Annotated in this window: 21 protein-coding genes and 1 pseudogene; 8 read left to right on the top strand and 14 right to left on the bottom strand. The window is 70.0% G+C overall.

The window, feature by feature from the left end; translation table 11 throughout:
• Positions 1-63 precede the first annotated feature (63 nt).
• Together DDV73_RS03705 and DDV73_RS03700 are read left to right on the top strand one after the other, a co-directional pair.
• Positions 64-672, top strand: a complete 609-nt coding sequence (locus DDV73_RS03705; RefSeq protein ID WP_109505899.1) for a DUF3000 domain-containing protein — start codon at positions 64-66, stop codon at positions 670-672.
• Positions 672-1,952: a ribonuclease D gene (locus DDV73_RS03700; protein WP_109505898.1), complete on the top strand. Its 1,281-nt coding sequence runs from the start codon at positions 672-674 to the stop codon at positions 1,950-1,952. The genes DDV73_RS03705 and DDV73_RS03700 overlap by 1 nt, the downstream gene beginning before the upstream one ends.
• On the opposite strand, the gene DDV73_RS03695 is transcribed toward DDV73_RS03700, so the two are convergent.
• Positions 1,949-3,259, bottom strand: a complete 1,311-nt coding sequence (locus DDV73_RS03695) for an extracellular solute-binding protein (protein ID WP_161962278.1) — start codon at positions 3,257-3,259, stop codon at positions 1,949-1,951. The two genes, DDV73_RS03700 and DDV73_RS03695, sit on opposite strands and share 4 nt — an antisense overlap.
• Before the next feature lie 142 nt (positions 3,260-3,401).
• Positions 3,402-4,271, bottom strand: coding sequence for an aldo/keto reductase (locus DDV73_RS03690; protein WP_109505896.1), 870 nt, complete (start codon positions 4,269-4,271; stop codon positions 3,402-3,404).
• A gap of 404 nt (positions 4,272-4,675) precedes the next feature.
• Here DDV73_RS03690 and DDV73_RS03685 point away from each other — a divergent pair, with 404 nt between their 5' ends.
• Positions 4,676-5,758: a DUF222 domain-containing protein gene (locus DDV73_RS03685; protein ID WP_161962277.1), complete on the top strand. Its 1,083-nt coding sequence runs from the start codon at positions 4,676-4,678 to the stop codon at positions 5,756-5,758.
• A gap of 166 nt (positions 5,759-5,924) precedes the next feature.
• On the opposite strand, the gene DDV73_RS03680 is transcribed toward DDV73_RS03685, so the two are convergent.
• Entirely contained in the window at positions 5,925-6,311 is a 387-nt protein-coding gene (locus DDV73_RS03680) for a type II toxin-antitoxin system PemK/MazF family toxin (RefSeq protein ID WP_109505894.1), read from the bottom strand.
• A gap of 198 nt (positions 6,312-6,509) precedes the next feature.
• On the opposite strand from DDV73_RS03680, the gene DDV73_RS03675 reads away from it, so the two are divergent.
• The gene (locus DDV73_RS03675) at positions 6,510-7,097 is read left to right on the top strand and encodes a hypothetical protein (RefSeq protein ID WP_240617100.1); all 588 of its coding nucleotides are present in this window, start codon (positions 6,510-6,512) and stop codon (positions 7,095-7,097) included.
• A gap of 4 nt (positions 7,098-7,101) precedes the next feature.
• Here the strand turns inward: DDV73_RS03675 and DDV73_RS03670 are convergent, their stop codons facing one another.
• A complete protein-coding gene (locus DDV73_RS03670; RefSeq protein ID WP_109505893.1) occupies positions 7,102-7,476 on the bottom strand; it encodes an MmcQ/YjbR family DNA-binding protein in 375 nt (124 codons plus the stop codon).
• A 73-nt stretch (positions 7,477-7,549) separates the two neighbouring features.
• The gene (locus DDV73_RS03665; RefSeq protein WP_109505892.1) at positions 7,550-8,311 is read right to left on the bottom strand and encodes an SDR family NAD(P)-dependent oxidoreductase; all 762 of its coding nucleotides are present in this window, start codon (positions 8,309-8,311) and stop codon (positions 7,550-7,552) included.
• 173 nt (positions 8,312-8,484) lie between these two features.
• On the opposite strand from DDV73_RS03665, the gene DDV73_RS03660 reads away from it, so the two are divergent.
• Positions 8,485-9,480 (top strand): RNA polymerase subunit sigma-70, encoded by a 996-nt coding sequence (locus tag DDV73_RS03660; protein ID WP_109505891.1) that lies wholly within the window; start codon positions 8,485-8,487, stop codon positions 9,478-9,480.
• A 13-nt stretch (positions 9,481-9,493) separates the two neighbouring features.
• On the opposite strand, the pseudogene hrpA reads toward DDV73_RS03660, so the two are convergent.
• The 8 genes and pseudogenes from hrpA to DDV73_RS03620 form a co-directional block, all read right to left on the bottom strand.
• Positions 9,494-13,300 (bottom strand): annotated as a pseudogene (gene hrpA / locus DDV73_RS03655) (ATP-dependent RNA helicase HrpA); the annotation flags it as partial.
• 12 nt (positions 13,301-13,312) lie between these two features.
• Positions 13,313-14,758 carry a hypothetical protein gene (locus tag DDV73_RS03650; protein ID WP_154402595.1) on the bottom strand — a complete coding sequence of 482 codons (1,446 nt, stop codon included), beginning with the start codon at positions 14,756-14,758 and terminating at the stop codon, positions 13,313-13,315.
• A gap of 22 nt (positions 14,759-14,780) precedes the next feature.
• Positions 14,781-16,268 carry a hypothetical protein gene (locus DDV73_RS03645; protein WP_109505888.1) on the bottom strand — a complete coding sequence of 496 codons (1,488 nt, stop codon included), beginning with the start codon at positions 16,266-16,268 and terminating at the stop codon, positions 14,781-14,783.
• Positions 16,269-16,365: 97 nt separating this feature from the next.
• Positions 16,366-17,862 carry a FlgD immunoglobulin-like domain containing protein gene (locus DDV73_RS03640; RefSeq protein ID WP_154402594.1) on the bottom strand — a complete coding sequence of 499 codons (1,497 nt, stop codon included), beginning with the start codon at positions 17,860-17,862 and terminating at the stop codon, positions 16,366-16,368.
• Positions 17,863-17,892: 30 nt separating this feature from the next.
• Positions 17,893-19,383 carry a flagellar hook assembly protein FlgD gene (locus DDV73_RS03635; protein WP_109505886.1) on the bottom strand — a complete coding sequence of 497 codons (1,491 nt, stop codon included), beginning with the start codon at positions 19,381-19,383 and terminating at the stop codon, positions 17,893-17,895.
• A 104-nt stretch (positions 19,384-19,487) separates the two neighbouring features.
• Complete coding sequence (locus DDV73_RS03630) at positions 19,488-20,294, bottom strand: hypothetical protein (RefSeq protein WP_109505885.1); 807 nt, start codon at positions 20,292-20,294, stop codon at positions 19,488-19,490.
• 420 nt (positions 20,295-20,714) lie between these two features.
• Complete coding sequence (locus tag DDV73_RS03625; RefSeq protein ID WP_206050691.1) at positions 20,715-21,107, bottom strand: hypothetical protein; 393 nt, start codon at positions 21,105-21,107, stop codon at positions 20,715-20,717.
• Positions 21,108-21,201: 94 nt separating this feature from the next.
• The gene (locus DDV73_RS03620; RefSeq protein ID WP_109505883.1) at positions 21,202-22,161 is read right to left on the bottom strand and encodes a peptidoglycan-binding domain-containing protein; all 960 of its coding nucleotides are present in this window, start codon (positions 22,159-22,161) and stop codon (positions 21,202-21,204) included.
• Between the two features lie 145 nt (positions 22,162-22,306).
• On the opposite strand from DDV73_RS03620, the gene DDV73_RS27695 reads away from it, so the two are divergent.
• The gene (locus DDV73_RS27695; protein ID WP_154402593.1) at positions 22,307-22,477 is read left to right on the top strand and encodes a hypothetical protein; all 171 of its coding nucleotides are present in this window, start codon (positions 22,307-22,309) and stop codon (positions 22,475-22,477) included.
• Positions 22,478-22,592: 115 nt separating this feature from the next.
• Positions 22,593-23,138: a YciI family protein gene (locus tag DDV73_RS03615; protein WP_109505882.1), complete on the top strand. Its 546-nt coding sequence runs from the start codon at positions 22,593-22,595 to the stop codon at positions 23,136-23,138.
• Between the two features lie 2 nt (positions 23,139-23,140).
• Here DDV73_RS03615 and DDV73_RS03610 read toward each other — a convergent pair whose 3' ends face one another.
• Positions 23,141-23,848: an NUDIX hydrolase gene (locus DDV73_RS03610; protein WP_109505881.1), complete on the bottom strand. Its 708-nt coding sequence runs from the start codon at positions 23,846-23,848 to the stop codon at positions 23,141-23,143.
• Between the two features lie 73 nt (positions 23,849-23,921).
• Here DDV73_RS03610 and DDV73_RS03605 point away from each other — a divergent pair, with 73 nt between their 5' ends.
• The gene (locus tag DDV73_RS03605) at positions 23,922-24,839 is read left to right on the top strand and encodes an ADP-ribosylglycohydrolase family protein (RefSeq protein ID WP_240617099.1); all 918 of its coding nucleotides are present in this window, start codon (positions 23,922-23,924) and stop codon (positions 24,837-24,839) included.
• Positions 24,840-25,043 lie beyond the last annotated feature (204 nt).

The raw sequence follows: 25,043 nt of genomic DNA, 5'->3' as shown, positions 1-25,043 counted from the left end.
TCCTCCCAGGTCAGGCGGCGTGGCTTCGCATCGGGAATCTCCGCGGCCATCTAGTGTGGTCCCATGGTCGTCCGCCAGGAGGCGCACCCGGGTTCGGGTGCGGGCATGGAGCCGTCGGAGTTCCGCACGGCAGTGGCCAGCATGCAGTCCGCACGCCTGCGGCCCGAGGTGCTCTGCGAGGACATGCCGGCGCCCCAGAGGATCGCGCCGTACGCATCGGCGCTGTCGGCCGACGTGACCATCGACGGCGACGACGTGGCCACCGGCCGGATCATCCTGCTGCACGACCCCGCCGGCAACGACGCCTGGGGCGGGACGTTCCGGTGCGTGGGCTACGTCCGCGCCGAGATCGACCCCGAGCTGGCCGCCGACCCGATGCTCGGCGAGGTCGGCTGGTCCTGGCTGACCGAGGCACTGGCTGAACACGGTGCCGCGTACTCCGCGCCGTCTGGCACTATCACCCGGGTGGCAACCGAGAGTTTCGGTGGCATGGCCGAGGAGGCCACCACCGCCCAGATCGAGATCCGGGTGTCCTGGACACCTGATGACCTGGCACTCGCCGCCCACGTCGAGGCGTGGGGCGAGCTGCTGTGTACCGCCGCGGGGCTGCCCCCGGTCCCGGACGGAGTGGCCGCGATGCCGAGCCGGCGCGGACAGCGCGGGCGAGGCTGATGTCGGTCGAAGACAACACAAGCGCCGCCGCCGACGCTGAGGCCGCTGCCGAACCCACCCCGGTCCCACTGCTCACGCTCCGCGACGGGCTGCCGGACGTGGTCGAGACCGAGGCCGCCCTGGCCGAGGTCTGCCGCACCTTCGCCGCGGCGACCGGGCCGGTCGCGATCGACGCAGAGCGCGCCTCCGGCTACCGCTACTCCGCGCGCGCCTATCTGATCCAGATCCGCCGCGACGGCGCCGCCACCGCACTGATCGACCCGACCGCGTTCGAGTCGATGGCGCCACTCCAGACCGCCCTCGACGGCGTCGAGTGGATCCTGCACGCCGCCACCCAGGACCTGCCCTGCCTGGCCGAGGTCGGGCTGATCCCGTCGTCCCTGTTCGACACCGAGCTCGCCGGCCGGCTCCTTGGCTATCCGCGGGTCGGGCTGGCCACGCTGGTCGAGACCACGCTCGGCAAGTCACTGCGCAAGGAGCACTCCGCGGTCGACTGGTCCACCCGCCCGCTGCCCAAGCCGTGGTGTGAGTACGCCGCCCTCGACGTCGAGGTGCTGATCGAGCTGCGCGAGGTGCTGTCCAAGGAGCTGGCCGAGGCCGGCAAGGACGAGTGGGCGCGCCAGGAGTTCGACTACCTGCTCGGGCACCAGGTCACGGTGCGCACCGACCCGTGGCGCCGTACCTCCGGGCTGCACAAGGTCCGCGGCCGCCGCGGCCTGGGCGCGGTCCGGGCGCTGTGGGAGCTGCGCGACCGGATCGCCTCGGACCGCGACGTCACGCCGACCCGGATCCTCCCGGACTCCGCGATCGTGGAGGCCGCGCTGGCGATGCCGCCGGACCGCGGGGCGCTGCTGAAGACCAAGGGCTTCCACGGCCGCGGCGCCGAGCGCTACGCCAACAGGTGGGCGGCCGCGATCAAGCAGGCCAAGGAGATGCCCGAGGAGCAGCTGCCGACTCGCGCTCCCCGCAACGACGGCCCGCCGATCCCCCGGGCGTGGGCGGAGAAGGACCCGGTCGCCGCCCGGCGACTCACCCTGGCCCGGGCCGCGCTGGCCGCGCTGTCGACCGAGCAGAACGTGCCGGCCGAGAACCTGCTGACCCCTGACTACCTGCGCCGGGTGCTGTGGACTCCGCCCGAGACTCGCGACGAGCCCGCGTTGACCGACGAGATCGGCGTCGCCCTCGCGGCGTACGGCGCCCGCCCCTGGCAGATCTCACTCGTCGGCCCGGTGCTGGTCGACGCCATCCTCACCGCCGACCAGGAACCCGAGACCGACTAGTCGCTCGGCGACTCGGACTCGTCCTCGGGGCTCAGGATCGCCCGCGAGGCTTCGTCGATCTCCTCGGTCGTGGTCGTGATCTCCTCGGCGTCGAGGACCGGGACGTCCATCAGCTCCTGCAGGCCCTGCGCGACCGCCTCGTCCACCGCGGTCCAGTCGGGGACCATCGGCGGCGGGATGATGTGCCGAATCGTGGCGTTGAAGGTGCTGCCGTGGGCGGGCAGCAGCGACGGCTGGATGAACGCGTCGGAGACCGCGACCTCGAGGTTGGCCGGCACGATGTAGCCCGCCTCGGCGACGGTGGTCACCGACTCCACCGACAGCAGGTGCACCAGGAAGTCGGCCGCCGCGTCGTGGTCGGTCTCCGCGGACAGGCAGATGCCGGTCACGTCGCCCACGGTCGTCTTGTCGTCGAGCACCGGCATCGCCATCACGTCGAAGTTCAGGCCCTTGGCCTTCCGCAGCTCCGGCACCAGGTCGCGGTAGCCGGCGATCATCCCGAGCCGGCCGGCCTCGAACCACTCCACCGCCGACCGACGCTGGAGCTGCTTGTCGGTGAGGGTGACGTGTGGGTTGCGGAGCACCTCGAGCGTCTCCTCCAGGGCGCCGCGGGAGCCGTCGCTCGAGAACGAGGTCGCGGTCGGCTCCAGGTCGTCGTCGAAGACCGTGCCGCCGCCGGAGTAGACGAACGGCGCCAGCCCGTCGAGTGTCGGGTCGATGTGCACCCCGCGCGCCTTCTTCTTCGGCTGGGTCGCCCACTGAGCGGCGGCCGCGAACTGCGCGAGCGTCCAGGTGCTGTGCTCGGACGGCGCGTCGATGTCGCGGTTGCGCATCGCCTGGAAGTTGATCAGGTCAGTGTTGTAGTAGATGACCATCGGCGAGATCGCGTAGGGCATGCACTGGAGCGCGTTGTTGCCGCTGAACGCCAGCAGGGCACCGCGCTGGTAGCCGTCGCCGAAGTCCACGCCGCGCTCGTCGAGCAGCTCGTCGACCGGCTGGGTCAGCTCCTCGGTCTGCAGCTTGTGCAGGTTGCGGCTGTTGGCGAGGTAGATGTCGGGAGCGGCGCCCGTCTCGACCGCGGTCATCGACTCGGCCTCGGACCTCGTGGCCTCGATCTTGACAGTCACCTCGGGGTGCTCGGCGTTGTAGGCGTCGGCGACCTCCTGGTACGCCGCGACCTCATCGGGCTCGCCGTACACTCCGAAGGTCAGGTCGATCGGGGTGGCCGACGAACTCGTCGGCTTGGTCGGGTCGGACTTCGGGTCCGTGTCACCGCTACAGGCGGCGACCACGGCCAACGCGCACACAGACACCAACATCGACGTCCGTCGAGAACTCACCACAGCCTCTCTCAGCTGGGGTCGTTCCTCAGCCGCACCCTGACACCATAGCCAACTCGCAGCCGCGGCAAACCCGGCTTTCCGCCGGTGTGACTGACCTGTCAAACCCCTACCCATCGAGGCGGGCGAAGTCCTCCGGCTCGAGCTTGAGGTGTACGGCGTCCGCAGAGCCCGCCGCCGACGCCGGCCGGCTGGCGCCCGGGATCGGGATGATGCTCGGAGACTTCGCCAGCATCCAGGCGAGGCAGACCTGCTGCGGGCTGGCGTCGTACTTGGCCGCCAGCTCACCGAACGCCGCGAAGTCCGATCCCAGGTCCGCGGCGTGCCGCATCCCGCCGAGCGGCTCCCACGGCAGGAACGCCAGGCCGAGCTCCTCGCACACTTCCAGCTCCGGCTCGCTGCTGCGGAAGCTCGGGCTGAACTGGTTCTGAACGCTCACCAGGGCGTCACCAAGGATGCCGTGGGCCTCGTGGATCATCGCGGGGTTGGCGTTCGACAGGCCGACCCTCTGCACTTTCCCGGCGTCGTACAGCTCCTTGAAGGCGCCGATCGTCTCAGCGTACGGCACGGTCGGGTCCGGCCGGTGGCTCTGGTAGAGGTCGATCACGTCGACGCCGAGCCGGCGCAGCGAACCTTCGACCGCCTCGCGGATCCACTCGGGCCGGCCGTCGACCGGCCACTCACCGCCGCGTCGCCGGATGCCGCCCTTGGTGGCGACGATGACGTCCTCGCTGCGGCCGCGGAGCGCGTCGGCGACCAGCTCCTCGTTGTGGCCCAGCCCGTTGTCCTTCGGGTGGTTGTTCGGTGCGTAGCAGTCGGCGACGTCGATGAGCGTCACGCCACGGTCCAGCGCCTCGTGGACCGTCGCAAACGCGCGGTCGCGGTCCGGGAGGGTGCCGTCGGCGCCGCGCGTCGACAGCTGCATCGCGCCCAGCCCGATCGCGCTGACCTCTACGTCTCCCAGCTTCCTGGTCTCCATGACGTCGAACCTACTCCGTCTCTCCGGCGCGCCGTGCGCTGCGGGCTGCTTCGGGCCGGGGCTTCGGTTAGCGAATTACGTGGCTACCGTCTGCTTCTTGTTGCGGTACTTGGTTGCGGTTGGCTGCCGGCTAACGGCCGCCCGTGGTCGACTTTCTATGGTTGCGGTTTCCTCGGATAACTCGGTTGCATTTCTTGATCTCTCGCTCGAACGTATGTACGATGGTCTTATTCAGTCAATCGGCGTGCTTCGGGGGAGGTGCCGGAAGAATGCTTGTCAATCCGCCACATCCGGTGCTTTTCTGTGCCGCCGCTATCGAAGCCGCGCTGGGTGAGGTGGCCGGGGTCGAGCCCGCTTTCATGCGTACCAGCGAGAAGGCTGATGCCCTGCTTACGCTCGCTCGGTTGGAGGTCCAGTTGGCCGCCCTGCGGCTGAAGGTGATGGCCGCCGCGGACGACGTGGCCGTCGACGCCGGCGCCCGGGATGTGGCGGCGTGGCTGGCCCATGAGACCCAGGCGAGCCCGAAGTCGTGTCGCGCGGAGCAGCACCTCGCGGTCGGGCTCGACACCCGGTGGACCCGGCTCGGTACGGCGGTCGCCGACGGCGTGGTGAATCTCGCGCAGGCCCGGGTGATCGCGCGGGCGCTGGACGAGCTCCCTGCCGATCTCGACCCTGAGCTGCTGGTGCAGGCCGAGGAGCACCTGGTCGACGCGGCCGAGCACCACGGACCGGAGCAGCTGCGGGTGCTCGGCCGGCGGATCCTCGACGTGGTCGCGCCCGAGGTCGGCGAAGCCGAAGAAGCGAAACAACTGCAGCGCGAGGAAGCACGGGCCTGGGAGACCACCAGCCTCACCCTAACCAGGCGCGGCGACGGCACGACCCGGCTGAGCGGGCTGCTGCCGGATGCAGCGGCGACCAGGCTGGCGACCTACCTGGACGCGTACACCTCACCTCGCCAACAGACCACCGCCACACCTCAGCACCGGGCTCGTGGCCAAGCCTTCTGTGCTCTGCTGGAACACCTCGACCCGAGCAAGCTGCCTGACCATGGCGGAGCCGCGACCACGGTCATGGTCACCATCGACCGCGAGTCACTGACACGCGGTCTTGCCAGCGGGGGCCTCGTCGGCACCGACGACAAGATCACCGCCGGCGAGGCACGACGCCTGGCCTGCACCGCCGAGATCATCCCCGTCGTCCTCGGTGGCAAGTCCGAGATCGTGGACTTCGGCCGCACCCGGCGACTCTTCTCCTTCGCCCAGCACAAGGCGATGCGGCTGCGCGACCAGCGGTGCCGCGGCGAGAATTGCACGATCCCGGCATCGTGGTGTGAGGCGCATCATTTGAAGCCGTGGTCAAAAGGCGGAAAGACCAACCTCGCGGACGGAACCCTCTTGTGTTCGCATCATCATCACCGAGCCCACGACATCCGCTATTCCACGGAAAGAATGCCCAACGGCGATCTCCGATTCCACCGCCGAACATAAACCGAACCGCAACCACAGAACGATGACCACAGCGGCGCGCAAGAATAGGCGCCGACATTGAGTAGTACCGCAACCAAAGCAGACGGTAACCACGTAACTCAATAAACTCTAGAGCAGAGTCAGCCCTACCAGAATGCCACCACGGCCGTCGGCCGCCGGCCGGACCTCAGCCGAAGTCGTGGAACTCCCGCGCAGCGGCAACGACGGCATCGAAGATCTCACGGTCCAGGGCGGCGCCCTCGCGGCGTACGGTCGCGGCGTCGAGAGTGAGCAGCCGGTCGAGCCGCACCTCGCTCGGCCGGCCTTCGGGGTCCCAGCCGCCACTGCCGACATCCATCCAGTGCCGGCCGTGGGCTTCCTCGTCGGCAGCGTCGCGGTCGTGGTCCTTGCTGCTGAGCTGGAGCCCATAGACGTGGGCGCCCGCACTGGCCAGCAGGAGCACAGGCCGGTCCTTGCCGCGGCCGTCGTTCTCCTCGTACGGGACCCAGCCCCAGACGACCTCGCCGGGATCGGGGCGGCCGTCGGCCTTGGGCGCATACGTGGGCTCGACCATGACAGTCAGCCTAGAAGAGTTGGCGCGTCGGGCCGGGAGCGCCTCACGGCGCGTGGCCGCTCGCAGCGGCTAATTTTGGGACCCGGGGCTGCCGCGGCCCGACGCACTTGCGAGTGTACGGCGCTACCCCGGCATCGAGACAAGTCTTGACATATCGGCCGGGTTCGGCCCTCCCCAAACGGCACGTACTCTGGAGCGGTGACCGACCGCCCGCACCACCGACCGATGCTGCGCGACTCGACGTACTTCGAGGACGCGACCACCGGTGCGGACGCGGGTGCCCTCCGCGAGGCCGCCGACACCGTGGCCACTCTGATCGTCCGCGGCGCGCAGGCCAGCGACGACCCGGAGATCGCCGGCCGGGTGCTCCGGCTGGCCGAGTCGGAAGGCCTGGACCAGCTCGCCGAGCTCTGGTCCGGTGCGCCGCCGGAGTCGGTGGCGGGCTGCCTGTGGCGGCTCTATGCGCTGCGCAGCTGGGTGTACGCCGACCCGCTGCTGGCCGCGAGCCAGTTCGAGGAAGGCAGGGTCCACGCCGACGTCGCCCACGTGGTCGCCGGCGTCGCCGAACCGCCCGGCCCGGACGAGGTCCGGGTGATGATCGACGAGGTGCTGCGCGGCATCGCCGAGCGCGAGTTCGCCGACGTACTCCTCCGCGCCGCCGCCTTCGCCCGGGTGATCGCCCACGGCCGTGCGCTCCAGGGCCGCGAGGACGCCAACCGGATGCTGCTGGTCTCCGAGCAGCTCGAGCACGCCGGCCACGCCGAGCTCGAGGGCCACCTCAGCTGACGGCTCAGCTGACTGCGGGCCGCTCGACCAGGTCGGCCAGGCGCGGAGGCGCCTGGATGCAGTAGGAGTCGGTGAGCAGCTCGCCGAGCTCGTCCCAATCGGTGTCCTCGTCCAGGAACAACCCGACGACGTCGCGGCCCCAGTCGCACCTGAAGTACGGCGCGCCCAGATGCATGAACGCGACCACCTCGTCGGGCTCGGCGCGGAACGTGATCCGGAACAGCTGGTCCTCGCCACCGAAGGCGTGCGCGACCGTCGCCTGCCCGACCCGCCACCGCAGGCCGACCCAGGCCGAGTCCTCCTCGCACTCCGGGAACGCGTCGAGTACGCCGCGCAGGCGCTCCACCCAGGCGAGCGGAAGGTCAGGACGTTCGGCCACGAGACGAAATCTGTCACAGGTCACCGACAGTCCCGCACGTGGTCCAGCGCCGTCCACACCCGCTCCGGCCTCCTCAGCTGAGCTCCTGGAGGCCCGCACCGGTCAGCAGGTACGCCTGGGCAACCGCAGCGTGGTCGGTCGTCGACAGCCGGACCACCGCCGCTCCCGCGATCTCGGGGGTGACCAGCGGGCCCATGGGCTGGAGAAACTCCGCCACCGAACGGCCGGCGCGGGCGGCGTACGCCTGGACCGCCGACCGGCCCAAGTCGGTCTCCGGCGCGAATCTGGGCAGCACGACGGTGAAGGTGAGATCGAGTCCGGCGCGCTCGGCCTCGGCCTGGGCGTAGCCGGTGATAAGCCGCTGGGTCGCCTTCGCTCCGGCGTACCCTCCGCTGAGCGGTGACCCGGCGAGTGCGGCACCGCTGCTGACCACGATGACCCGGCCACCACGGCGAAGCGGCCTGAGCAGCGCCTCCCGGAGCCAGTGGAATGCGATCTTCACATCGGTCTCCCAGTTGACCGAGAACGTCTCCCAGGTCTGCTGCTGAAGCGCCCGCATGTGCGGGCTGGCACCGGCCACCAACACGACGATCTCCGGGTCGTAGCGGTCGAGCAGGCGTCCTGCGACGGTCGCTTCTCCGGCATCGGCGGTCTCGTGCCGGATATCCCGGATATCACCGTCGCCGTCGCCTGGGCCGGCAGTGACGGCTGCGGTGCGGGACACCGCCACGACCCGTGCGCCGACTCCCGCCAGCGCCGTGGCGATCCCGGCACCGAGGCCGCGGCTCGCGCCGACCACCACCGCGGTTCTGCTCGTCAGGTCGTCGGGTGTCATGTGTCCTCCTGAGGTGATTGCCGGCGCTGGCTTGCCGACGGTTGGCCTGCACTGGAGAAGACACGACGCCCGTTCGGAACTGGGCGCGCCGGCGGCGCCCAGTTCGGTACGGCGCCGGTGTCAGTACGTTGCAAGGAAACAGAGGCGAGACAGCGGCGAGATGGAGGTGGCCGATGACAGCAGAGTTGCTCGAGCGGGCACGGGCCGGTGACCGCAACGCGTTCACCGCTCTGGTGGAGCCGCACTGCAGTGAGCTGCAGGTGCACTGCTACCGGATGCTCGGTTCGCTTCAGGACGCCGAGGACACGCTGCAGGAGAGCCTCCTCGCCGCCTGGCTCGGTCTCGCGGGTTTCGAAGGACGCGCGTCGCTGCGCACCTGGCTCTACCGGATCGCCACCAACCGGTGCCTCAACCTGCTGCGGTCGTCGTCGCGGAGGCCGGTGACCGCCGCACCCCTGCCCGTCGCTCCTTCCGAGCCGAGCCGCCTGGGCGAGGTGCCGTGGCTGCAGCCGTACCCGGACATCCTGCTGGACGGGCTACCCGACGCGGTCCCGGGACCGGACGCCCAGGTCGAGACCCGGGAGGCGATCTCGCTTGCGTTCGTCAGCGCCGTACAGCTGCTGCCACCCAACCAGCGTGCGGTGCTGCTGTTGCGCGACGTACTCGGATATCGGGCGAAGGAGACCGCTGCGCTGCTCGGCCTGACCGAGGACGCCGTCACCAGCGCGCTCAAGCGGGCTCGCGCGACGATGGCAGCAACCCACGCGCCGGGCCCGCCGCCGCCGGCGACCGGAAGTCCGGAGGAGCGGGCGCTGGCCGACGCCTTCGTCGCGGCCTTCACCGCCCACGACATCGACGCCCTGGTCGCCCTGATGACCGACGACGTCTGGGTGCGGATGCCACCGCTGCCGTTCGAGTATCGCGGCATCGCGGACGCGCATCGCTTCTTCACCGCGATCGACGCTCACTGGCGCGAGGTCAGCCACCTGGTGCCGGTGCGGGCCAACCGCCACCTGGCCTGGGGTGAGTACGTCGCTGACCCCGTCACCGGTGGCCTGCATCTCACGGGCATTCTCGTCGTCGCCCTCGCTGGCGACCGCGTCCGCGAGCTCACTCGGTTCGAGACGACGCTCGCGCCGTCCTTCGGCCTGCCCCGGACGCTCGCCTAGATGACTAAGCCGATCACCCGAGGGCCTTGCGGATCCGGGCGTCGCTGACCGAGCCCGCTGTGCCGAGGTGCTGCGCCCACAACGAGATGCGGTACTCCTCCAGCATCCAGCGCACCTGCCGCAGCGCGGCGGACGGCGGACGGCCGTCGGGGAGGGCGTCGATCTGGTGCAGGTAGGCGTCCTGCAGGTCGCCGATCTGGTCCATCAGCTGGCGGTCCCGGTTGACCTGGCCGTCGAGGCGTTCGCGGCGGTAGTCGAGCGCGGCGAGGCAGACCGGGTAGCGGCGCAGCTGCGTGGGTCCCGCCTCGCCGATGAAGCCGCGGTCCATCAGCCGGCCCAGCTGGGCCTTCATGTCCGCGAGCGCCGGCAGCATCAGCATGTCCGCGCGGCCGCTGAGCAGCTTGTCGGTATGCCGCCACGCGGCCAGCACCCGGATCACGTCGGCGAGCACCCCGCGCAGCCGCGCCTCCTGATCGGCGCCAGCGGCGGCCAGCAGGGCGTCGTACTCTTCGGTACTGCGCACGGCGGGCCGAGCGTCGACGGTCTCGCCGACGACTGCGGCACGGCAGTCGTCGAGCAGCTCACCGACACCCGCGTACGGCGTGCTCGCAAGGGACAGCTTCTCGAGGTTGGTCAGTGAGTCCAGCACCGCCTTGACCGGCGACGCCGTCTCGAGGAGGAGCAGCCTTCGTACTCCGAGCCGGTGCCGGGCGTCCGCCTCATCCTCGGAGCCGAACACCTGCAGCCCCACCGACTCGCCCTCGTCGACCAGGGCCGGGTAGCCGCGGACCTCGTGCCCGGCGCGCTTCTGGGTGAAGGACCGCTCGATCGTGCCGAACGTCCACGTCGTCTGGCCGGTCACCGTCCGTCCGGTCTCCGCGGCGACCTCGCGCATCGCCTGCGCGAACCGCGGCCGCAGCGGCGCCTTCAGCGCCTCCAGGTCCTTGCCGCGCCCGACCTCGGCGCCCTGCTCCGACAGCACCCGGAAGGTCGGCTTGAGGTGGTCGGCGACCTTGGTCCAGTCCCACGCCTCGCGCGGCACCACGACACCGGTGGTCGAGCGGAAGTGCCGCTCCAACGCGTCCAGCAGCGGCTCCTCCCCCGCCGGCACCTTGGCCAGGAAGTCCCGCGCATGGTTGGGCGCCGGCACGAAGTGGACCCGGAGCGGCTTGGGCAGGCTGCGGATCAGCGAGGTGACCAGCTCCTCGCGCAGGCCCGGCACGTTCCACGAGAAGTCGGCGGCGTCGACCTGGTTGAGCGTGGCCACGGGTACGTCGATGGTCAGGCCGTCGTCGGCCGCACCGGGCTCGAAGTGGTAGCCGATCGGGAACGTCATCCCACCGTCGGCCCCGGCCGCCTCCCAGGTGGTCGGGAAGTCCGCCTCCTGGACCTCGGCGATGGTGTCGTGGGTGAGCATCGCGGGGTCGAAGGTGAGCAGGTTGCCGCGCTGTTGCCGCTCCTTCTTCCACCACTGGTCGAAGTGCGCCCCGCTGACCACGTCGGCCGGGATCCGGGCGTCGTAGAAGTCGAACAGCGTGTGCTCGTCGACCACCAGGTCGCGGCGCCGGGCCCGGTGTTCCAGCTCGGCGGCCTCGTCGAGGAGGCGCAGGTTCTTGGCGTAGAACTTGTGAAGGGTCGACCACTCGCCGTAGACGAGCGCGTGCCGGATGAACAGCTCGCGGCTCAGCTCCGGGTCGATCCGGCCGAAGTTGACGGGGCGGTCGGCGATGATCGGTACGCCGTACAGCGTGACCCGCTCGACGGCCATCACCGCCGCACGCTTCTTCGACCAGTGCGGCTCGCTGTAGGTGCGCTTGACCAGGTGCGAGCCGAGCCGCTCGGCCCACTCGGGGTTGATCGCGGCGTTCTGGCGGGCCCAGAGCCGACCGGTCTCGACCAGCTCGCCGGCCATCAGGAACTGCGGGTTCTTGCCCTTCAGGCCGCTGCCCGGGAAGATCGCGAACCTCGCGCCACGGGCGCCGAGGTACTCCCGCATCGCCGGGCGCTGGCCCTTCTCGACCCGCCGCTCGCGCTCCTCCAGCAGCCCGATGTGCGAGAGCAGCCCGGAGAGCAGCGACTGGTGGATGCCGTCGGCGTCGGGCAGGTCGGCCGGCGTACCGACCTGGATCTTCATCTCCTTGCAGACCTGGCGGAGCTGGGACTCGAAGTCCTGCCACTCGCGCACCCGCAGGTAGTTGAGGTACTCGGCCTTGCACATCCGCCGGAAGGCGCTCGAGGACAGCTCGCGCTGCTGCTGTTTGAGGTAGCGCCACAGGTTGAGCCAGGTGATGAAGTCGCTCGTCTCGTCCTTGAACCGGGCGTGCTGCTGGTCGGCCTGCGGCCGGAACTCCACCGGCCGCTCCCGCGGGTCCTGCAGCGAGAGCGCCGCCGCGATCACGATCACCTCGCGCACGCAGCCGAGCCGCTCGGCCTCGAGGATCATCCGGCCCAGCCGAGGGTCGATCGGCAGCCGCGCCAGGCGCCGCCCCAACTTGGTGAGGCGTTGGTCGCCAAGGGCGCCCAACTCCTCCAGCAGCTGTACGCCGGCGGCCACGTTGCGCTTGTCGGGCGGGTCGACGAACGGGAACCGCGCCAGGTCGCCCAACCCGAGCGAGGTCATCTGCAGAATGACGCTGGCGAGGTTGGTGCGCAGGATCTCGGGATCGGTGAACTCCGGGCGCGCGGCAAACTCCTCCTCGCCGTACAGCCGGATCGCGATGCCCGCTTCGACCCGGCCGCAGCGACCGGAACGCTGGTTGGCGGAGGCCTGGCTGATCGGCTCGATCGGCAGTCGCTGCACCTTGGTCCGCGCGGAGTAGCGGCTGATCCGGGCGACGCCGGTGTCGACGACGTACCGGATGCCGGGGACGGTCAGCGAGGTCTCGGCGACGTTGGTGGACAGTACGACGCGGCGCCCGGTGTGCCGCTCGAAGACCTTGTGCTGCTCGGCCGCCGACAGTCGCGAGTAGAGCGGCACCACCTCGACCGCCGACCGGCCGGTCGTGAGCGGCTTGAGCGCGTCGGCGGTGTCCCGGATCTCTCGCTCACCGGGCAGGAAGACCAGGATGTCGCCCTGGCCCTCGGCGGAGAGCTCGCGGACGGCGTCGAGGATCGCCTCGGTCTGGTCGCGGACGACCGCCTCGCCCTCCTCGTCCTCCTCTGGCAGCTCGACCAGCGGCCGGTAGCGGATGTCGACCGGGTAGGTCCGGCCGCTCACCTCGATGATCGGAGCGGGCCGGCCGCGCTTGTCGGCGAAGTGCTCGGCGAACCGCTCCGGGTCGATCGTGGCCGAGGTGATGATCACCTTGAGGTCCGGCCGGCGCGGCAGCAGCCGCTTGAGGTAGCCGAGGATGAAGTCGATGTTGAGCGAGCGCTCGTGGGCCTCGTCGATGATGATCGTGTCGTACTTCTGCAGCTGCCGGTCGCGCTGCAGTTCGGCGAGCAGGATGCCGTCGGTCATCAGCTTGACCCGGCTGCTGCGCGAGGTCCGGTCGGTGAACCTGACCTGGTAGCCGACCACGTCGCCCAGCTCGGTCCCGAGCTCCTCAGCGATCCGCTCGGCCACCGATCGCGCCGCGATCCGGCGCGGCTGGGTGTGTCCGATCAGCTTGCCGCCCTCGGCCTGCCCCAGCCCGCGGCCGAGCTCGAGGCAGATCTTGGGGATCTGGGTGGTCTTCCCCGACCCGGTCTCGCCCGCGACGATGACCACCTGATGGTCCCGGATCGCCGCAGCGATGTCGTCACGGCGCCCGCTGACCGGGAGCTCGGGTGGGTAGGAGATACGCACAACGGCGCAATTCTGCCTGGCCCACCTGAGCTCGTGCGAACCGGTTTACTGCAGCGCGGTGTAGATGAGGCGGACGGTGTACGACTTCACGTCGTATCGGCTGCCGTGCTCGGCCCAGACACGCCAGCGGACCAGCCACTTGCCGTCGATGCGCTTGAATGCGGCACCCCAGCCGCCATGATGGAGGCCGACCTTGCCGTTGAAGCGGCTCACTCCGGCCGTGCTCCAGTCCTCGATGAGCAGTTGCGACAGCGACGCGGTTGTCCCGCCACCGCGACCCGTGGCTCCGCCGCCATACGTCGATACCCGCACCGACTGGAACTGGAACGCGTCGGGCACCTCGATCGCATTGACCACGCGAACCTGGTCGGCGCCCTTGCGGCACTTGGACTGCGAGTAGAGCCCGAGCGAGCCGGACCAGCCGCGGGAGCTCCCGCGGCGGAGCGTCGAGCATGGGGCAACTGTGCTCTGCTGCATCGCGGCCTGCGCGGAGATCGTGCGCTCCCAGGTCTTCTTCACCAGCCGCTTGTGGGAGATCACTAGCGACCTGGAGGCAGATCCGGTGTTGCCCATCGGGTCGATGGCCGTCACCCGGACGGTGTAGCTGCCCGCGGGCAGCAGACCACCTGAGGCGGTCCGGCCCGTGATCAGCTGCGTCGCACCCCACTTGTCCCTGTGCGTGAACCGTCGGATCACCTCGTCGCCGCGGAGCAGCTCGACGGTGCTGTCGGCCTGCTCGGAGAACTCGGCAAGAGCGGTCACCGTGTCCAGGTACTCATCGCGAATCGGGTAGACCTCGGGCGGGAGCTTGAGACTGACCCGTGGCTTGGTGCTGTCCACCCGGACGGTGCCGCCGTGCCGGCCGACCCGGGTACCGAACGGCGCGACGTCGGCCTCGAGGCGGATCGACACGTCGTAGTCGTCCTCGGGCGTAGAGCGCGGGAAGCGTACGTCGAAAGCGACCCGGCCGGATTCGTCGGCGCGTAGCGTCTCGGACCGGCCCGTCACCGGCGACCACCCACCTCCTCGACTCACCGTCCAGGCGACGGCGACATCGATGCCGGCGAGGTGCGGTGAGGTGATCTCGATAGGCGCGACCGCGCCGCTCGGAACCGCCTCGGGGATGCCGGTGGCCGTCGACTCCAGGGAGCCCACCACCGTGAGCTCCGGCGACTTCCGTCCGGTGTCCACGCACTCCTGCGGCTCCCCCGAGCAGCGAACGATGGAGATCCGGCCCTCGCCACCCTTGTCGAAGGTCATGGTGTGCCAGCCCGAGCGAGGAAGCAGCTGGCGCGCGCCCTGCCACTCGGCGTACACCTGTCCGACCCCTCGGTCCTCGATGTAGATCTGGTACTGGTCGCTGTGGGCGTTCACGTAGCTCTGGTCCCAGGGGAAGTCCACCCGCAGGTCGGGGTCGTCCGCGTGGGTCGGCGAGGTAAGGGCACCGAGCAGCACTAGCGGTGCGAGGAGGAGCGCAGCGATTCTGGTCATCGAGTTCACCTTTCGGACCGGCTCAACGCAGGACGGTGTAGTCGAGATCAACGGTGTAGGACTTGACGTCGTAGTTGCTGCCCTCAGTCAGGCCCGTGAACCAGAGGACGTACGGCTTGGTCGTCTTCTTCCAGACGAAGCCGCCAGCGTTGACCGTTCGGCCCGCGTGCTGTCCGAGGCTGCCGTTGAACTGGGCACGCGCAGCGAAGTCGTCGGCCCGGTTGATGTATGACATCACAATGTAGGCGTTGCGGCCGTGCCGTACGCCGCGCGTGGCGCCGCCGCCGTACATCGTGACCCGGAGCTTGCCGTAGCGCGCCTGGACCGACTTCGGCACGTAGACGCCGTTGACGGTGGCCACCAGGCTGTCGTTGAGCCGCCGGCACTTGGTCTGTGAATAGAACCCGAGTGAGCCCGCCCAGCCGCGCGCCGACGGCTTCGCCAACGTCGAACAGCGGCCCACCGTTGCGCCATTGCGGACGACGGTGCTCGCAGCGCTGTAGGTACGCCGGAAGTGCCGGGTGACCAGCCGCTTCCCGGAGACCGTGAACGACCGGCTGGCGGTCACCTCATGGCCAACCCGGTCCTTCAGCGTGAACCTCGCGGTGTAGGTGCCGGCGGCGAGCACCTTGCCGCTTGACGAGCGGCCGTCGTAGCGCACGACGTGGTCGCTGCGGTCGGTCAGCCAGATCCGGCGAAGCATGCTGCTGCCGCGCAGGATCTCCAGCCGACCGGAGGTCCACTCGTTCGTCGTCGCCTTGAGGTTGATCGAGTCGCGGTAGCCGTCGCGCACAGGGTAGACGGCAGTCGCCGAGGCTCCAGTCCACACTCGCGGGGCGGTCGCGTCGACCTCGAAGTGCTCGGTGTGGCCTCTGACGCGGTGCCGCCCGAAGGACCCGATGTCTACGGTTCCCTCGATCCAGAGCTCCTGGTAGCCCGTGGTCGTCTTCGAGATCGTGAACGGCAGACTCGCCCGGTCGTTGTCACCCACCACGACCTGAGCGGTACCCGAGCTCGCCGGCTCGCCCTCCTCCCCGAGTCGCACGTACCAGGTGAGGTCGACGGTGGCGCCGCGCATCCTGGAGTCCCAGGACCTCAGCTGCGCGGTCTGTGCGCCGTCTCGCAGCAACCAGTCGTCGAAGTCCTCCACGTCGAGGCTTGCGTACTTGAAGACCTCGATGGTCGGTGAGATGGCCCCGGTATCCGTGCAGATCTCCGGCTCGCCCACGCAGCGCACGATCTTGACGGTCCCGATCCCACCGGTGACGAAGTCCATGGTGTAGCGGCCGTTGTGGGGAATTGCCTGCCGCTCGCCCTGCCACTCGGCGTACAGGGTGCCCCGCTCAGGTTCCGCGACCGCATCGGTGATCTGGAACGTGTAGCCGTAGTAGTCGGCGTTGAACTCGGAGGTCGTACCCCAGTCGACGGTGACGGTCGGCTCGGCGTACGCCGGTACGGCAAGGCCGATGACGGCAAGTGGGACGGCAATCAGGACTGCGCGAAGACGCATGGAACTCCCCCGTAGTTGTCGAAAGTCGCCGAAGCATAAGCAGGAAAGGATGTACGGCGAAATCACCTATCCGGGTGGTCTAGCCCACCTTGGGTGGCTACTCCTGTAGGAGGAAGTAGGTCAGCTTGAGGGTGTAGGAGCGGACGTCGTACTTGCTGCCGCCGTTAACGCCCACCAGCCATTTGACGTACGGCGAGCCGAACTTGGCGTGGACGAAGTTGGGGGCGTACGCCGAGCGGCCGGCGTGGCTGCCGACGGTGCCACCGAACCGCACCCGCTGGGCGAGCGGGCCGGCGGTCGACGCGTAGCCCAGGTCGATCCGGGCGCCTCGGCCGCCGCCGGACAGACCGCGTGCACCGCCGCCGTACAGCCAGATCTGGAGCCTGCCGTAGCGGCCCTCGAACGCCTTCGGCACCGCGGCCCGCTGGAGCACGGTGACCGGGCTGTCGGCCGCGCGCTGACACTTGGTCCGCGAGTGCAGGCCGAGGGAGCCGGGCCAGTCCGAGCGGGCCGGGCGGCGCAGCGACGAGCAGGAGCCGACGATCGCGCCGCCGCGCGCGACCGCGTCGCCGGCCCTGACCACGCGCTGCCAGGTCTTCTGCACCAGCTTCTTGTGGGAGACCGTCACCGACCTGGCCACCGTCGCGGAGCGGCCAACGCGGTCGACGCCATCGAAGCGCACGGTGTAGCTACCGGCGGGCACCACGTTGTCGGCGGAGTCGCGGCCGTTCCAGGTGATGGTCCGGGCGGCGCCGGAGTGGCCGGAGCCGAGCGTGCCGGTCGCCAGCGTGCGGACGACGGTGCCGGCCGCGTTGCGGATATCGACCCGCTGGCTGACCTGCTCGCTGGTGCCGTAGCGGATCGTGAGCCGGTCTCGGTAGCCGTCGGTGGCCGGGTAGACCGAGGTGGTGCCGAGGCTGAGGGACAGCGTCGGCGCGGCCTGGTCGACGTCGAAGTACGCCGGCGACGCCACGGCTCGGTGCGGCCCGAACGGCGGCTGGTCGAACGACGTCCTCGCGGTCAGCCCCAGCCGGCCGCTGCGCCCGGTCGGGACGGTGTAGGGGAAGGTGGCGTGCCCGTCGTCGTCGGTGGTCACCGGCACCGTCCCGTCGCCGTACGACGTCCCGCCGTAGGAGAGCTTCCAGGTCAGCTCGAGCTCCGTGTCCGGCGCGTCCGGCAGGTCGACCTCGGCAGTCCGCTCCCCCGGCCGCACCACGCCGCTCACGCCGCCGAGGGTCATCGGCGACTCCTTCCACACCGTGAGCTCGGGTGAGCTGACACCGGTCGGGGCACAGCCATCGACGCAGCGAACGATCGAGATCACGCCACCGAGCTCGGTACCGGAGTCGAAGTTCATCGTGTGCTGACCGAGGTGCGGTAGCGGTTCCAGAGGGTCGTCCTGCCAGGCGGCGAACAGGTCACCCTGCGGATCGGCGGAGTCCTCGATCGTGAACGTGCACGCGGTGCTCGGCACCGCGACTGCGAGGGGGCACCCCGTCCAGTCGATCGTCAGCTCGTCGCGCTCGGCGTACGCCGGCACCGCGAGGCCGGCCAGAGCCAGCCCGGCGGCCAACAACCAGCCGAGACCCTGCACCGATGGATGGTAACCGCGAACCACCGGCCCTTATCGCAGAACGGTGTAGGTCAGCCTCACCGTGAACGACTTCACGTCGTACCTGCTGCCGTCGGTGAGGCCGGCGGTCCACAGGACGTACGGCTTGGTCGTCTTCGCGCGGACGAAGTTGCCGGCGCTGGCCACCTTGCCGGCGTAGGTCCGAACCGCGGCGCCGCCCTGGATCCGGTGGGTGAAGTCGCCCTTGTTGTTGAGGTAGCCCATCACGATGTACTTGCTCCGCGCACCGCGGGCGCCGCCACCGTAGAAGCTCACCTGATAGGTGCCGTACCGGTTCTGGAACGCCTTCGGCACGTACACGCCGTTGTTGGTCGCCACGATGTCGGCGTTGTTCCGGTTGCACTTGGTGCGCGAGTAGTAGCCCAGCGACCCGGACCAGCCGCGCAGCGACGGCTTGCGCAGCGTCGAGCAGGCCTGGACGAACGCGCCGTTGCGGACAATGGTCCGGGCCGCGGCGAAGGTCCGCTTCCAGGTCACCCGCTGCAGACGCTTGCCGGAGACGAAGACCTCCTTGCTCGTCGTCGTCTTGCGGCCAACACGGTCAGTGCCCTCGAATCGAATCGTGTAGGTGCCGCCACGCACCAGTCGTGCCTGCGAGTCGCGGCCATTCCAGGTCTTCACGACCGAAGCGCCCGAGTCGCGGAAGCCCAGCCTTCCGGACCCGAGCGTGCGGACGACGGCGCCCGAGGAATTGAGCACAGTGAGGCTCTGCTTGACCTGCTCGTTGGTCGCAGCGCGGATTGACAGCTGGTCTCGATAGCCGTCGGTCGCCGGGTAGAACGAGGACGCGCTCAGGCCGAGTGACAGCCGCGGCGCAGTCGCGTCGAGATAGAAGGCCACCACATTGTCCGAGGCACCCTTGAACGGGCCGAACGGCGCCATGTCGAACTCCACGCTCGCCTGGACGTAGTACCAACCGTTTGCCAGGTTGGGGACCGGGTAGCTGAACTCCCCGTAGCCCTCCCCATTCGGGACGAAGGTGGCCCCGCCGGCGGCTTTCGCCACGCCGCCGGCGGTCCACACCGACCAGGTCACCTGCACCGGCGTGCTCGGTACGTAGTCGAGCCGAATGCCAGCGGTCCTGGTGCCCGGACGGACGACACCGCCGACGTCACTGAGGGTGACCGACGCCTGCTTCCACACTGTCAGTTCCGGCGAGGTGACGCCGGTGTCGGTGCAGACGGGCTCAGGGTCGGCCGGCACGCAGCGGATCACCTTGATGCTGCCGACGCCGCCCTTGGCGAACTGCATCGCGTAGTTGCCGGCGTGCGGGATCTCCTGACGCTCGCCCTGCCACTCGGCGTACAGAGTGCCCTGCGGCTCGGCGGCCTCGTCGGCGACGGTGATCGTGTACGACGTCGTCGGCACCTCGACCTCGGTCGTCGTCGGCCAGGTGACTGTCAGGCCCGGGTCTTCGGCGGACGCCGGCACGGCGAGGCCCACCAGGGCCATGGGCACAGCGATGAGCGCAGAGATGCGCATGGGAACTCCCCCTTGAGAAATGCAAAGTGGCGAGGGGAGCCTATGCGGAACTTCGCCTCCGCAAAGTAAAAATCCGCGAAGCTGTGGATAACCCGCGCCAGCGGCTACCGGAGCACGGAGCGCCGCAGTCGCACCGTGAACGACTTCACGTCGTACCGGCTGCCGCCGGCGAGGCCGGTCCAGAACAGGATGTACGGCGCGCTGTCCTTGTCGCGGACGAAGCCGTTGGCCTTCACCCGTGGCCCGAAGTGCTCGATCATGCGGCCGTCGAACTCCGCCCGCCCGGTGAAGGTGCCCGCCTTGTTGTAGTAGCCGAAGTTCAGGTAGGCATCGGGGCCGTTGCGTAGCCCGCCGGACCGCGCGCCCGCGCCGTGCATCGAGATCTGGAGCCAGTCGTACCTGCCCTCGAGCGCTTTCGGCACCCAGACGCCGTTCACCGACGCCACCTGACCCTCGTCCGCGTTGTCGCACTTGGTCATCGAGTAGTAGCCACGCGACTCTCGCCAGTCCGAGCGAGCCGGGCGCTTGAGGGTCGAGCAGTCGCCGACGTCGATGCCGCCCTGGGTGAGCACATCGGCGGCGGAGAAGGTCCGCCTCCAGGTCCGCTTGACCAGGCGCTTGTGGGACACGGTGAACCGGCGCTCGGTCTCCCGCACGTTGCCGTCCCGGTCGACCGCGGTCGCCCGCAGGAGGTACCTGCCGGCGGGCCACATCGTGCCGCCCGCCGTACGGGCGTCGAGCCAGAACCGCTCGTCGATCGTGCCCTCGCGCCTGATCGTCTCGGCGACCTTGCCCGCGCTGTCGACGTACTCGATGGTGAGCCGGACCCACTCGTTGGTCTCGACGTCGACCGGGGTGCGGTCGAGGTAGCGGTCGCGGTGCGGATAGACGGCCGTCTCGTACCTGCGCACCGACAGGCGAGGGGGTTGCTCGTCCCCGGCGGCGCCGGGTTGGCCTGGGCTCCGGTGGTACGGCGTGAGGGGGCTCGGTTCGGCGGCCTGCGCCGGAACGGCCGAGCTTGTCAGAGCAACGATCGCGAGCAACGCGACGATTCGCATGAGGTCTCCCGTCAGAAAGAATCCAGCGCCGCGAAGTATAGGTGGTTTGCCGTTTTTGTCACTCCCTCCTCGCCTGGAGGGTTCGGGCTTAGCCACGCGGGTGGTTCGGTCTCGGGCGCTCGCGGGCGGCGTCAAGCGGCTTGGCCGCGGCGCGCGCCAACGGCGCGCAAGCAAGGGCGGCGGCCATGCGCGCGACGCGCCGCCGCAGCGCCCGCGAACGCCCGAGGCCGAACCGCCCGCGCCACCGGCACCGGGGCGGCCCAGGCCGGAAACTCACCCCTGCCAGTGATCGCTCGACGCGAGCTCGGCAAGGCGCTTGCGGCTCAGGCCGTCGCTCGTGGCCCCAGGCAGGCGCAGCCACTCCACGAGCACCGACTGTCGCGGTCCTCCGTAGCTCACGAGGTACCCGGCAGCCTCGGGAGCCAGGTCGTAGACCAGCACCACCTTGTTGTCGACCATCACCACGTCGCACTCGGCGGGCGGCTCGCCGACCAGCCCGGAGTCGCGCGTCGGCAGCAGCAGTCGGAGTACGGCGACCGGCGTACCGTCGACGGCCCACCGGCCGCTGACTGCCGGTGGGTCGTCGGACACTGCGACCTCGACGAGCTCGCCGTCGTCGGACGCCAACAGCCCCGACAGCGTCACCGATGGCATCACCGACAACATGGGTTCCCCTTCCCGAAGCTCCCCTTCCCCTAGTAGGACGATGCAAAGGCCGGTCGCGTTGCCGTCGGCGGGGAACTCGCGGGATCGGCTGGGGTCAGCCGTGCGCGTTGACCAGCGCCGTGGCGAGTGCCTCCCACTTGGCGTAGGCGTTGGGGCAGCAGGAGCGCTGGACGGCATCGGCGGCCAGGGTCTTGCTCATCGACTGCCAGTTCGCGATGTCGAGCAGGCCGCGGTTGTTGGTGTACGACGAGCGCCCGAAGAAGCCGAGCGAGGACTGGGTGTGGTGCCAGCAGCCGACCTGGTTGTTGCACCAGCCCTGGCTCGGCCGCTGCTGGAACAGCCCGATCGAGTCCCGGTCGCCGAACGAGATGTTGCACAGCTTGGACTCCTGCATCGCGGCCATCAGCCCGACGATCAGGCCGTCGCGCGGCACGCCGACGCTCTTGCCGGCGGCGATGATCGACTTGGCGTTCTCGACCTGCGCGGTGGTGACCGTGGTCGACGTCGTACCGCCGTAGTAGTAGCAGTAGATCTGGTCGTGGGTCCGGCTGTAGCCGAGCAGCTCGCGCCAGGTGTTCTGGCCGGCGACGCCGTCGGCCGCCAGCCCGCGCGCCTGCTGGAAGGCGACCACCGCCGACCTGGTGCCGCTGCCGAAGGCGCCGTCGACGACCAGGCCGTAGCGGTACTTGTTGAGCGCGGTCTGCAGCGCCTTCACGGCGTTGGTGTTGGTCGCGCCCTGGCTCAGAGTGACCACCAGCTTGGACCAGGTGGCAGGGCCGACGATGCCGTCGGCGGTCAGCCCGTTGCGGGACTGGAAGGTCTTCACATTGGCGAGCGTGCCCGCCCCGAAGTCGCCGTCGGCCGCGGTGCTGATGCCGCGGGCGGTGAGCAGGTACTGCAGCGCCATCACGTTGGCGGACCGTGGCGAGGAGTCCTGCTCGGTCGGCCACGCGCTCGCGGCCTCGGCGGGCACGGCCAGCGCCAGCGGTGCGACCAGGGCGGTGAGTACGGCGGTGAGCCAGGCCGCGGCGCGGCGAGTGGTCGTGGTCGGCATGAGTCCCCCCGAGAGGTAGGTAGCGGACAGTGCTCAGGATCGCTGTCCGCCGCCCACCCGGTAAACCACCTGTCCACTACCGGCCGCCGAGACTCATTCGCCGCCTCAGTTGTTGTCGGAGTCGTCATCTGATCGAGGTGACGTGGTGGGCAGCTGGCCCGTGCTGGCGCTGCTGATCACCGCGGTCGGCAACCTCGCCGCCAACCGGCGGCTGATCTTCGGCGTCCGCGGCCGGGCCGACCTGGTCCGGCACCAGGCGGGGGGCTGCTTGTCTTCGCGATGGGCCTGGTCGCGACGAGTACGGCGCTCGCAGTGATGGACGGGGCGTCGCACGGCGCCGAGGTCGTCGTACTCACGCTGGTGAACCTCGGGGTCACCGTCGCCCGCTTCCTGGCCCTGCGGCTTTGGGTGTTCCGGTCACGATGATCGGCATGGAGTTCTTCTGCTACCACCGTGACCGGGTCGGCTCGCTGCCGCTGCGCGAAGAGCTGGGCGAGGCGCACTGGGCCTACATGGACCGGTTCGAGGCCGAGCTGATCGCCCGCGGTCCGACGTTCGTCGGCGAGATCCCGACCGGCAGCGTGCACATCGTCGACCTGCCCGACGCTGCGGCCGCCCGCGCGTTCGCCTTCGAGGAGCCGAACTACCAGGCCGGCGCGTACCGCGACATACTCCTGCGGCGCTGGCGCAACACGCTCGGCCGGACCATGTGGGAGTTCCCCGGCGGCCGCGACGGCGACGAGGACCGGTACCTGGTGCTCGGCCTCGGCACCGGCCCGGCCGCCGACCTCGAGCTGCCCGCCGACACCAGCGATCTGATCGGCTACGGCCCGCTGCTGTCCGACGACGGCACCGCATGGCTGGGCACCGCCGCGCTGGTCCGGGCGGCCGACCCGGACGCCGCCCGCGCCGTACTGACCGCGGACCGGTACGCCGACATCGAGGTGCACGCCTGGACGTTCGGCGGCCGGCGCTGACCCTAGAGCGCGACGCGAGTGAGCGGGCTGGCCAGCTGCTCGGTACGCCGCTTCCGGGCGCGGAACAGCTCGGCGGGGCGGCCGCGGCCGCTGGGCGAGCGGCGGGTCTGGCCGGTCGGCTCGACGAAGTCCTCGCTGTTGCGGATCTTGCGCTGGAAGTTGCCGGGGTCGAGCTCGCTGCCCCAGATCGACTCGTAGACCGAGCGGAGCTCGGCCAGCGTGAACTCGGCGTCGAGGAACGAGGTCGCGAGCGCGGTGTACTCCAGCTTGGCCTTGGTCCGCTCGATCGCGTCGTCGAGGATCTGGTTGTGGTCGAAGGCGAGGGTGCCGGGCAGCTCGGCCACCGGCAGCCACAGCGCCTCCCGGGTGCGCGCGCCCGGGCTGGCCGCGAGCGGGGCCGGGATCACCGACAGGTGGGCGACGCTGACGACGCGGCCGCGGGTCGGGTCGCGGTCGGGTGCGCCGTACGTCCGCAGCTGCTCCAGCACCAGCTCGTCGACCTCGACACCGGTCTCGTCGGCCAGCCGCCGCCGGGCCGCGGCGTCGAGATCCTCGCCCTCGCGGACGAAGCCGCCCGGCAGCGCCAGCTCACCGGCGTGCGGGTCCTCGTCGCGGCGTACCGCTAGCGCCGAGAGCACCCCGTCCATCAACGTGAGGACCACGATGTCGGTCGTCACATAGAAGATGGGGTGCTCGCTGGTGTAAACCATGGCTCGGACTTTAACTTGTCGTCTTGACAAGTAGCAACGAGAGGCAGATGTGATCGGTGATCGAGCAGCGGGCGTGCTGCTGAGCTCAGCCGTCGGCGACGCACTTGGCGTGCCCTACGAGTTCGCCGTCCCGCCGTTGCCCGGCGAGGAAGCGGTGATGACAGGTGGCGGGCTGGGCAACTGCGCGCCCGGCGAGTGGAGCGACGACACCTCGATGGCGGTCGCGATCGCGCGCGTCGCCGCAACCGGCGTCGACCTGACCAGCGCGGATGCGCTCGACGAGATCGCGCGCGGCTTCCTGGCCTGGTACGCCGATGGGCCGGCCGACGTCGGCATCCAGACGCGAGCCGTCCTCGCGGCCACGAGCAGGGCAGGCGGCCGTCCGGCGGATGCGATGATGCTGGAGGCCGCGGCCTACACGGCTCAGCACGCCCACTCGGCCGGCAACGGCGCGCTGATGCGCACCGCGCCGGTCGCGCTCGCGCACCTCGACGACCGCGACAAGTGCGCACGCGCGGCTCGACTCGTGGCTCGTCTCACCCACGCCGACCCGCTCGCCGGCGACTCCTGCGTCTTGTGGAGCGAGGCGATCCGCCTGGCAGTACGAGGTGGTGAGATCGACGTACTGGCCGGTCTCGACCTACTGCCCGACTCCCGACAGAGCACCTGGCGGGACTGGCTCAATGATGCGCTGGGCGATCATGCAGGCGAGGTGCCCGGCAGCCGGTTCGTGCCGAACGGATTCACGGTGGCGGCGCTACAGGCGGCGCTGGCTGCCGTGACCCACTCGGCGGGCCTCACATCGGCTCTTCACAACGCGGTCCGGATTGGCAACGACACAGACACCGTGGCCGCCATTGCCGGAGGTCTGCTCGGAGCCAGGTTCGGGGCCGGTGCCGTTCCGGCCGAGTGGCGGCAGGCCGTCCACGGCTGGCCCGGCCTCACTGGCGAAGACCTGGTCCGGTTGGCGCTCAGCGCTGTTGGAAGCTGAGGCCCGGCGCGGCCCGGCGTACAGGCGGTGCCAGACCAGCATCAGCACGGTCGCGAGCACGTAGAAGCTGTGCAGGAACCAGATCGGGCCGACCGGCAGGCTGAAGACGTAGACCGAGTGCACGGCGTTGCCGACGTTGGCGAGCACTAGGTTGCCGAGGCTGTACGACGTGAGGTCGCGGGTGCGGAACGCCTTCACCAGCAT

Source organism: Nocardioides speluncae (genome assembly GCF_003121585.1).
Classification (GTDB): domain Bacteria; phylum Actinomycetota; class Actinomycetes; order Propionibacteriales; family Nocardioidaceae; genus Nocardioides; species Nocardioides speluncae.
Note: the sequence above shows the minus strand (reverse complement) of the source record. Positions and strands in the feature narration are given on the sequence as shown.

Coding starts and splice junctions, on each gene's coding strand:
- DDV73_RS03705 (WP_109505899.1), top strand. CDS start 64: ATGGTCGTCCGCCAGGAGGCGCACCCGGGTTCGGGTGCGGGCATGGAG.
- DDV73_RS03700 (WP_109505898.1), top strand. CDS start 672: ATGTCGGTCGAAGACAACACAAGCGCCGCCGCCGACGCTGAGGCCGCT.
- DDV73_RS03690 (WP_109505896.1), bottom strand. CDS start 4,271: ATGGAGACCAGGAAGCTGGGAGACGTAGAGGTCAGCGCGATCGGGCTG.
- DDV73_RS03680 (WP_109505894.1), bottom strand. CDS start 6,311: ATGGTCGAGCCCACGTATGCGCCCAAGGCCGACGGCCGCCCCGATCCC.
- DDV73_RS03665 (WP_109505892.1), bottom strand. CDS start 8,311: ATGACACCCGACGACCTGACGAGCAGAACCGCGGTGGTGGTCGGCGCG.
- DDV73_RS03660 (WP_109505891.1), top strand. CDS start 8,485: ATGACAGCAGAGTTGCTCGAGCGGGCACGGGCCGGTGACCGCAACGCG.
- DDV73_RS03650 (WP_154402595.1), bottom strand. CDS start 14,758: ATGACCAGAATCGCTGCGCTCCTCCTCGCACCGCTAGTGCTGCTCGGT.
- DDV73_RS03645 (WP_109505888.1), bottom strand. CDS start 16,268: ATGCGTCTTCGCGCAGTCCTGATTGCCGTCCCACTTGCCGTCATCGGC.
- DDV73_RS03635 (WP_109505886.1), bottom strand. CDS start 19,383: ATGCGCATCTCTGCGCTCATCGCTGTGCCCATGGCCCTGGTGGGCCTC.
- DDV73_RS03625 (WP_206050691.1), bottom strand. CDS start 21,107: ATGTTGTCGGTGATGCCATCGGTGACGCTGTCGGGGCTGTTGGCGTCC.
- DDV73_RS03620 (WP_109505883.1), bottom strand. CDS start 22,161: ATGCCGACCACGACCACTCGCCGCGCCGCGGCCTGGCTCACCGCCGTA.
- DDV73_RS03615 (WP_109505882.1), top strand. CDS start 22,593: ATGGAGTTCTTCTGCTACCACCGTGACCGGGTCGGCTCGCTGCCGCTG.
- DDV73_RS03610 (WP_109505881.1), bottom strand. CDS start 23,848: ATGGTTTACACCAGCGAGCACCCCATCTTCTATGTGACGACCGACATC.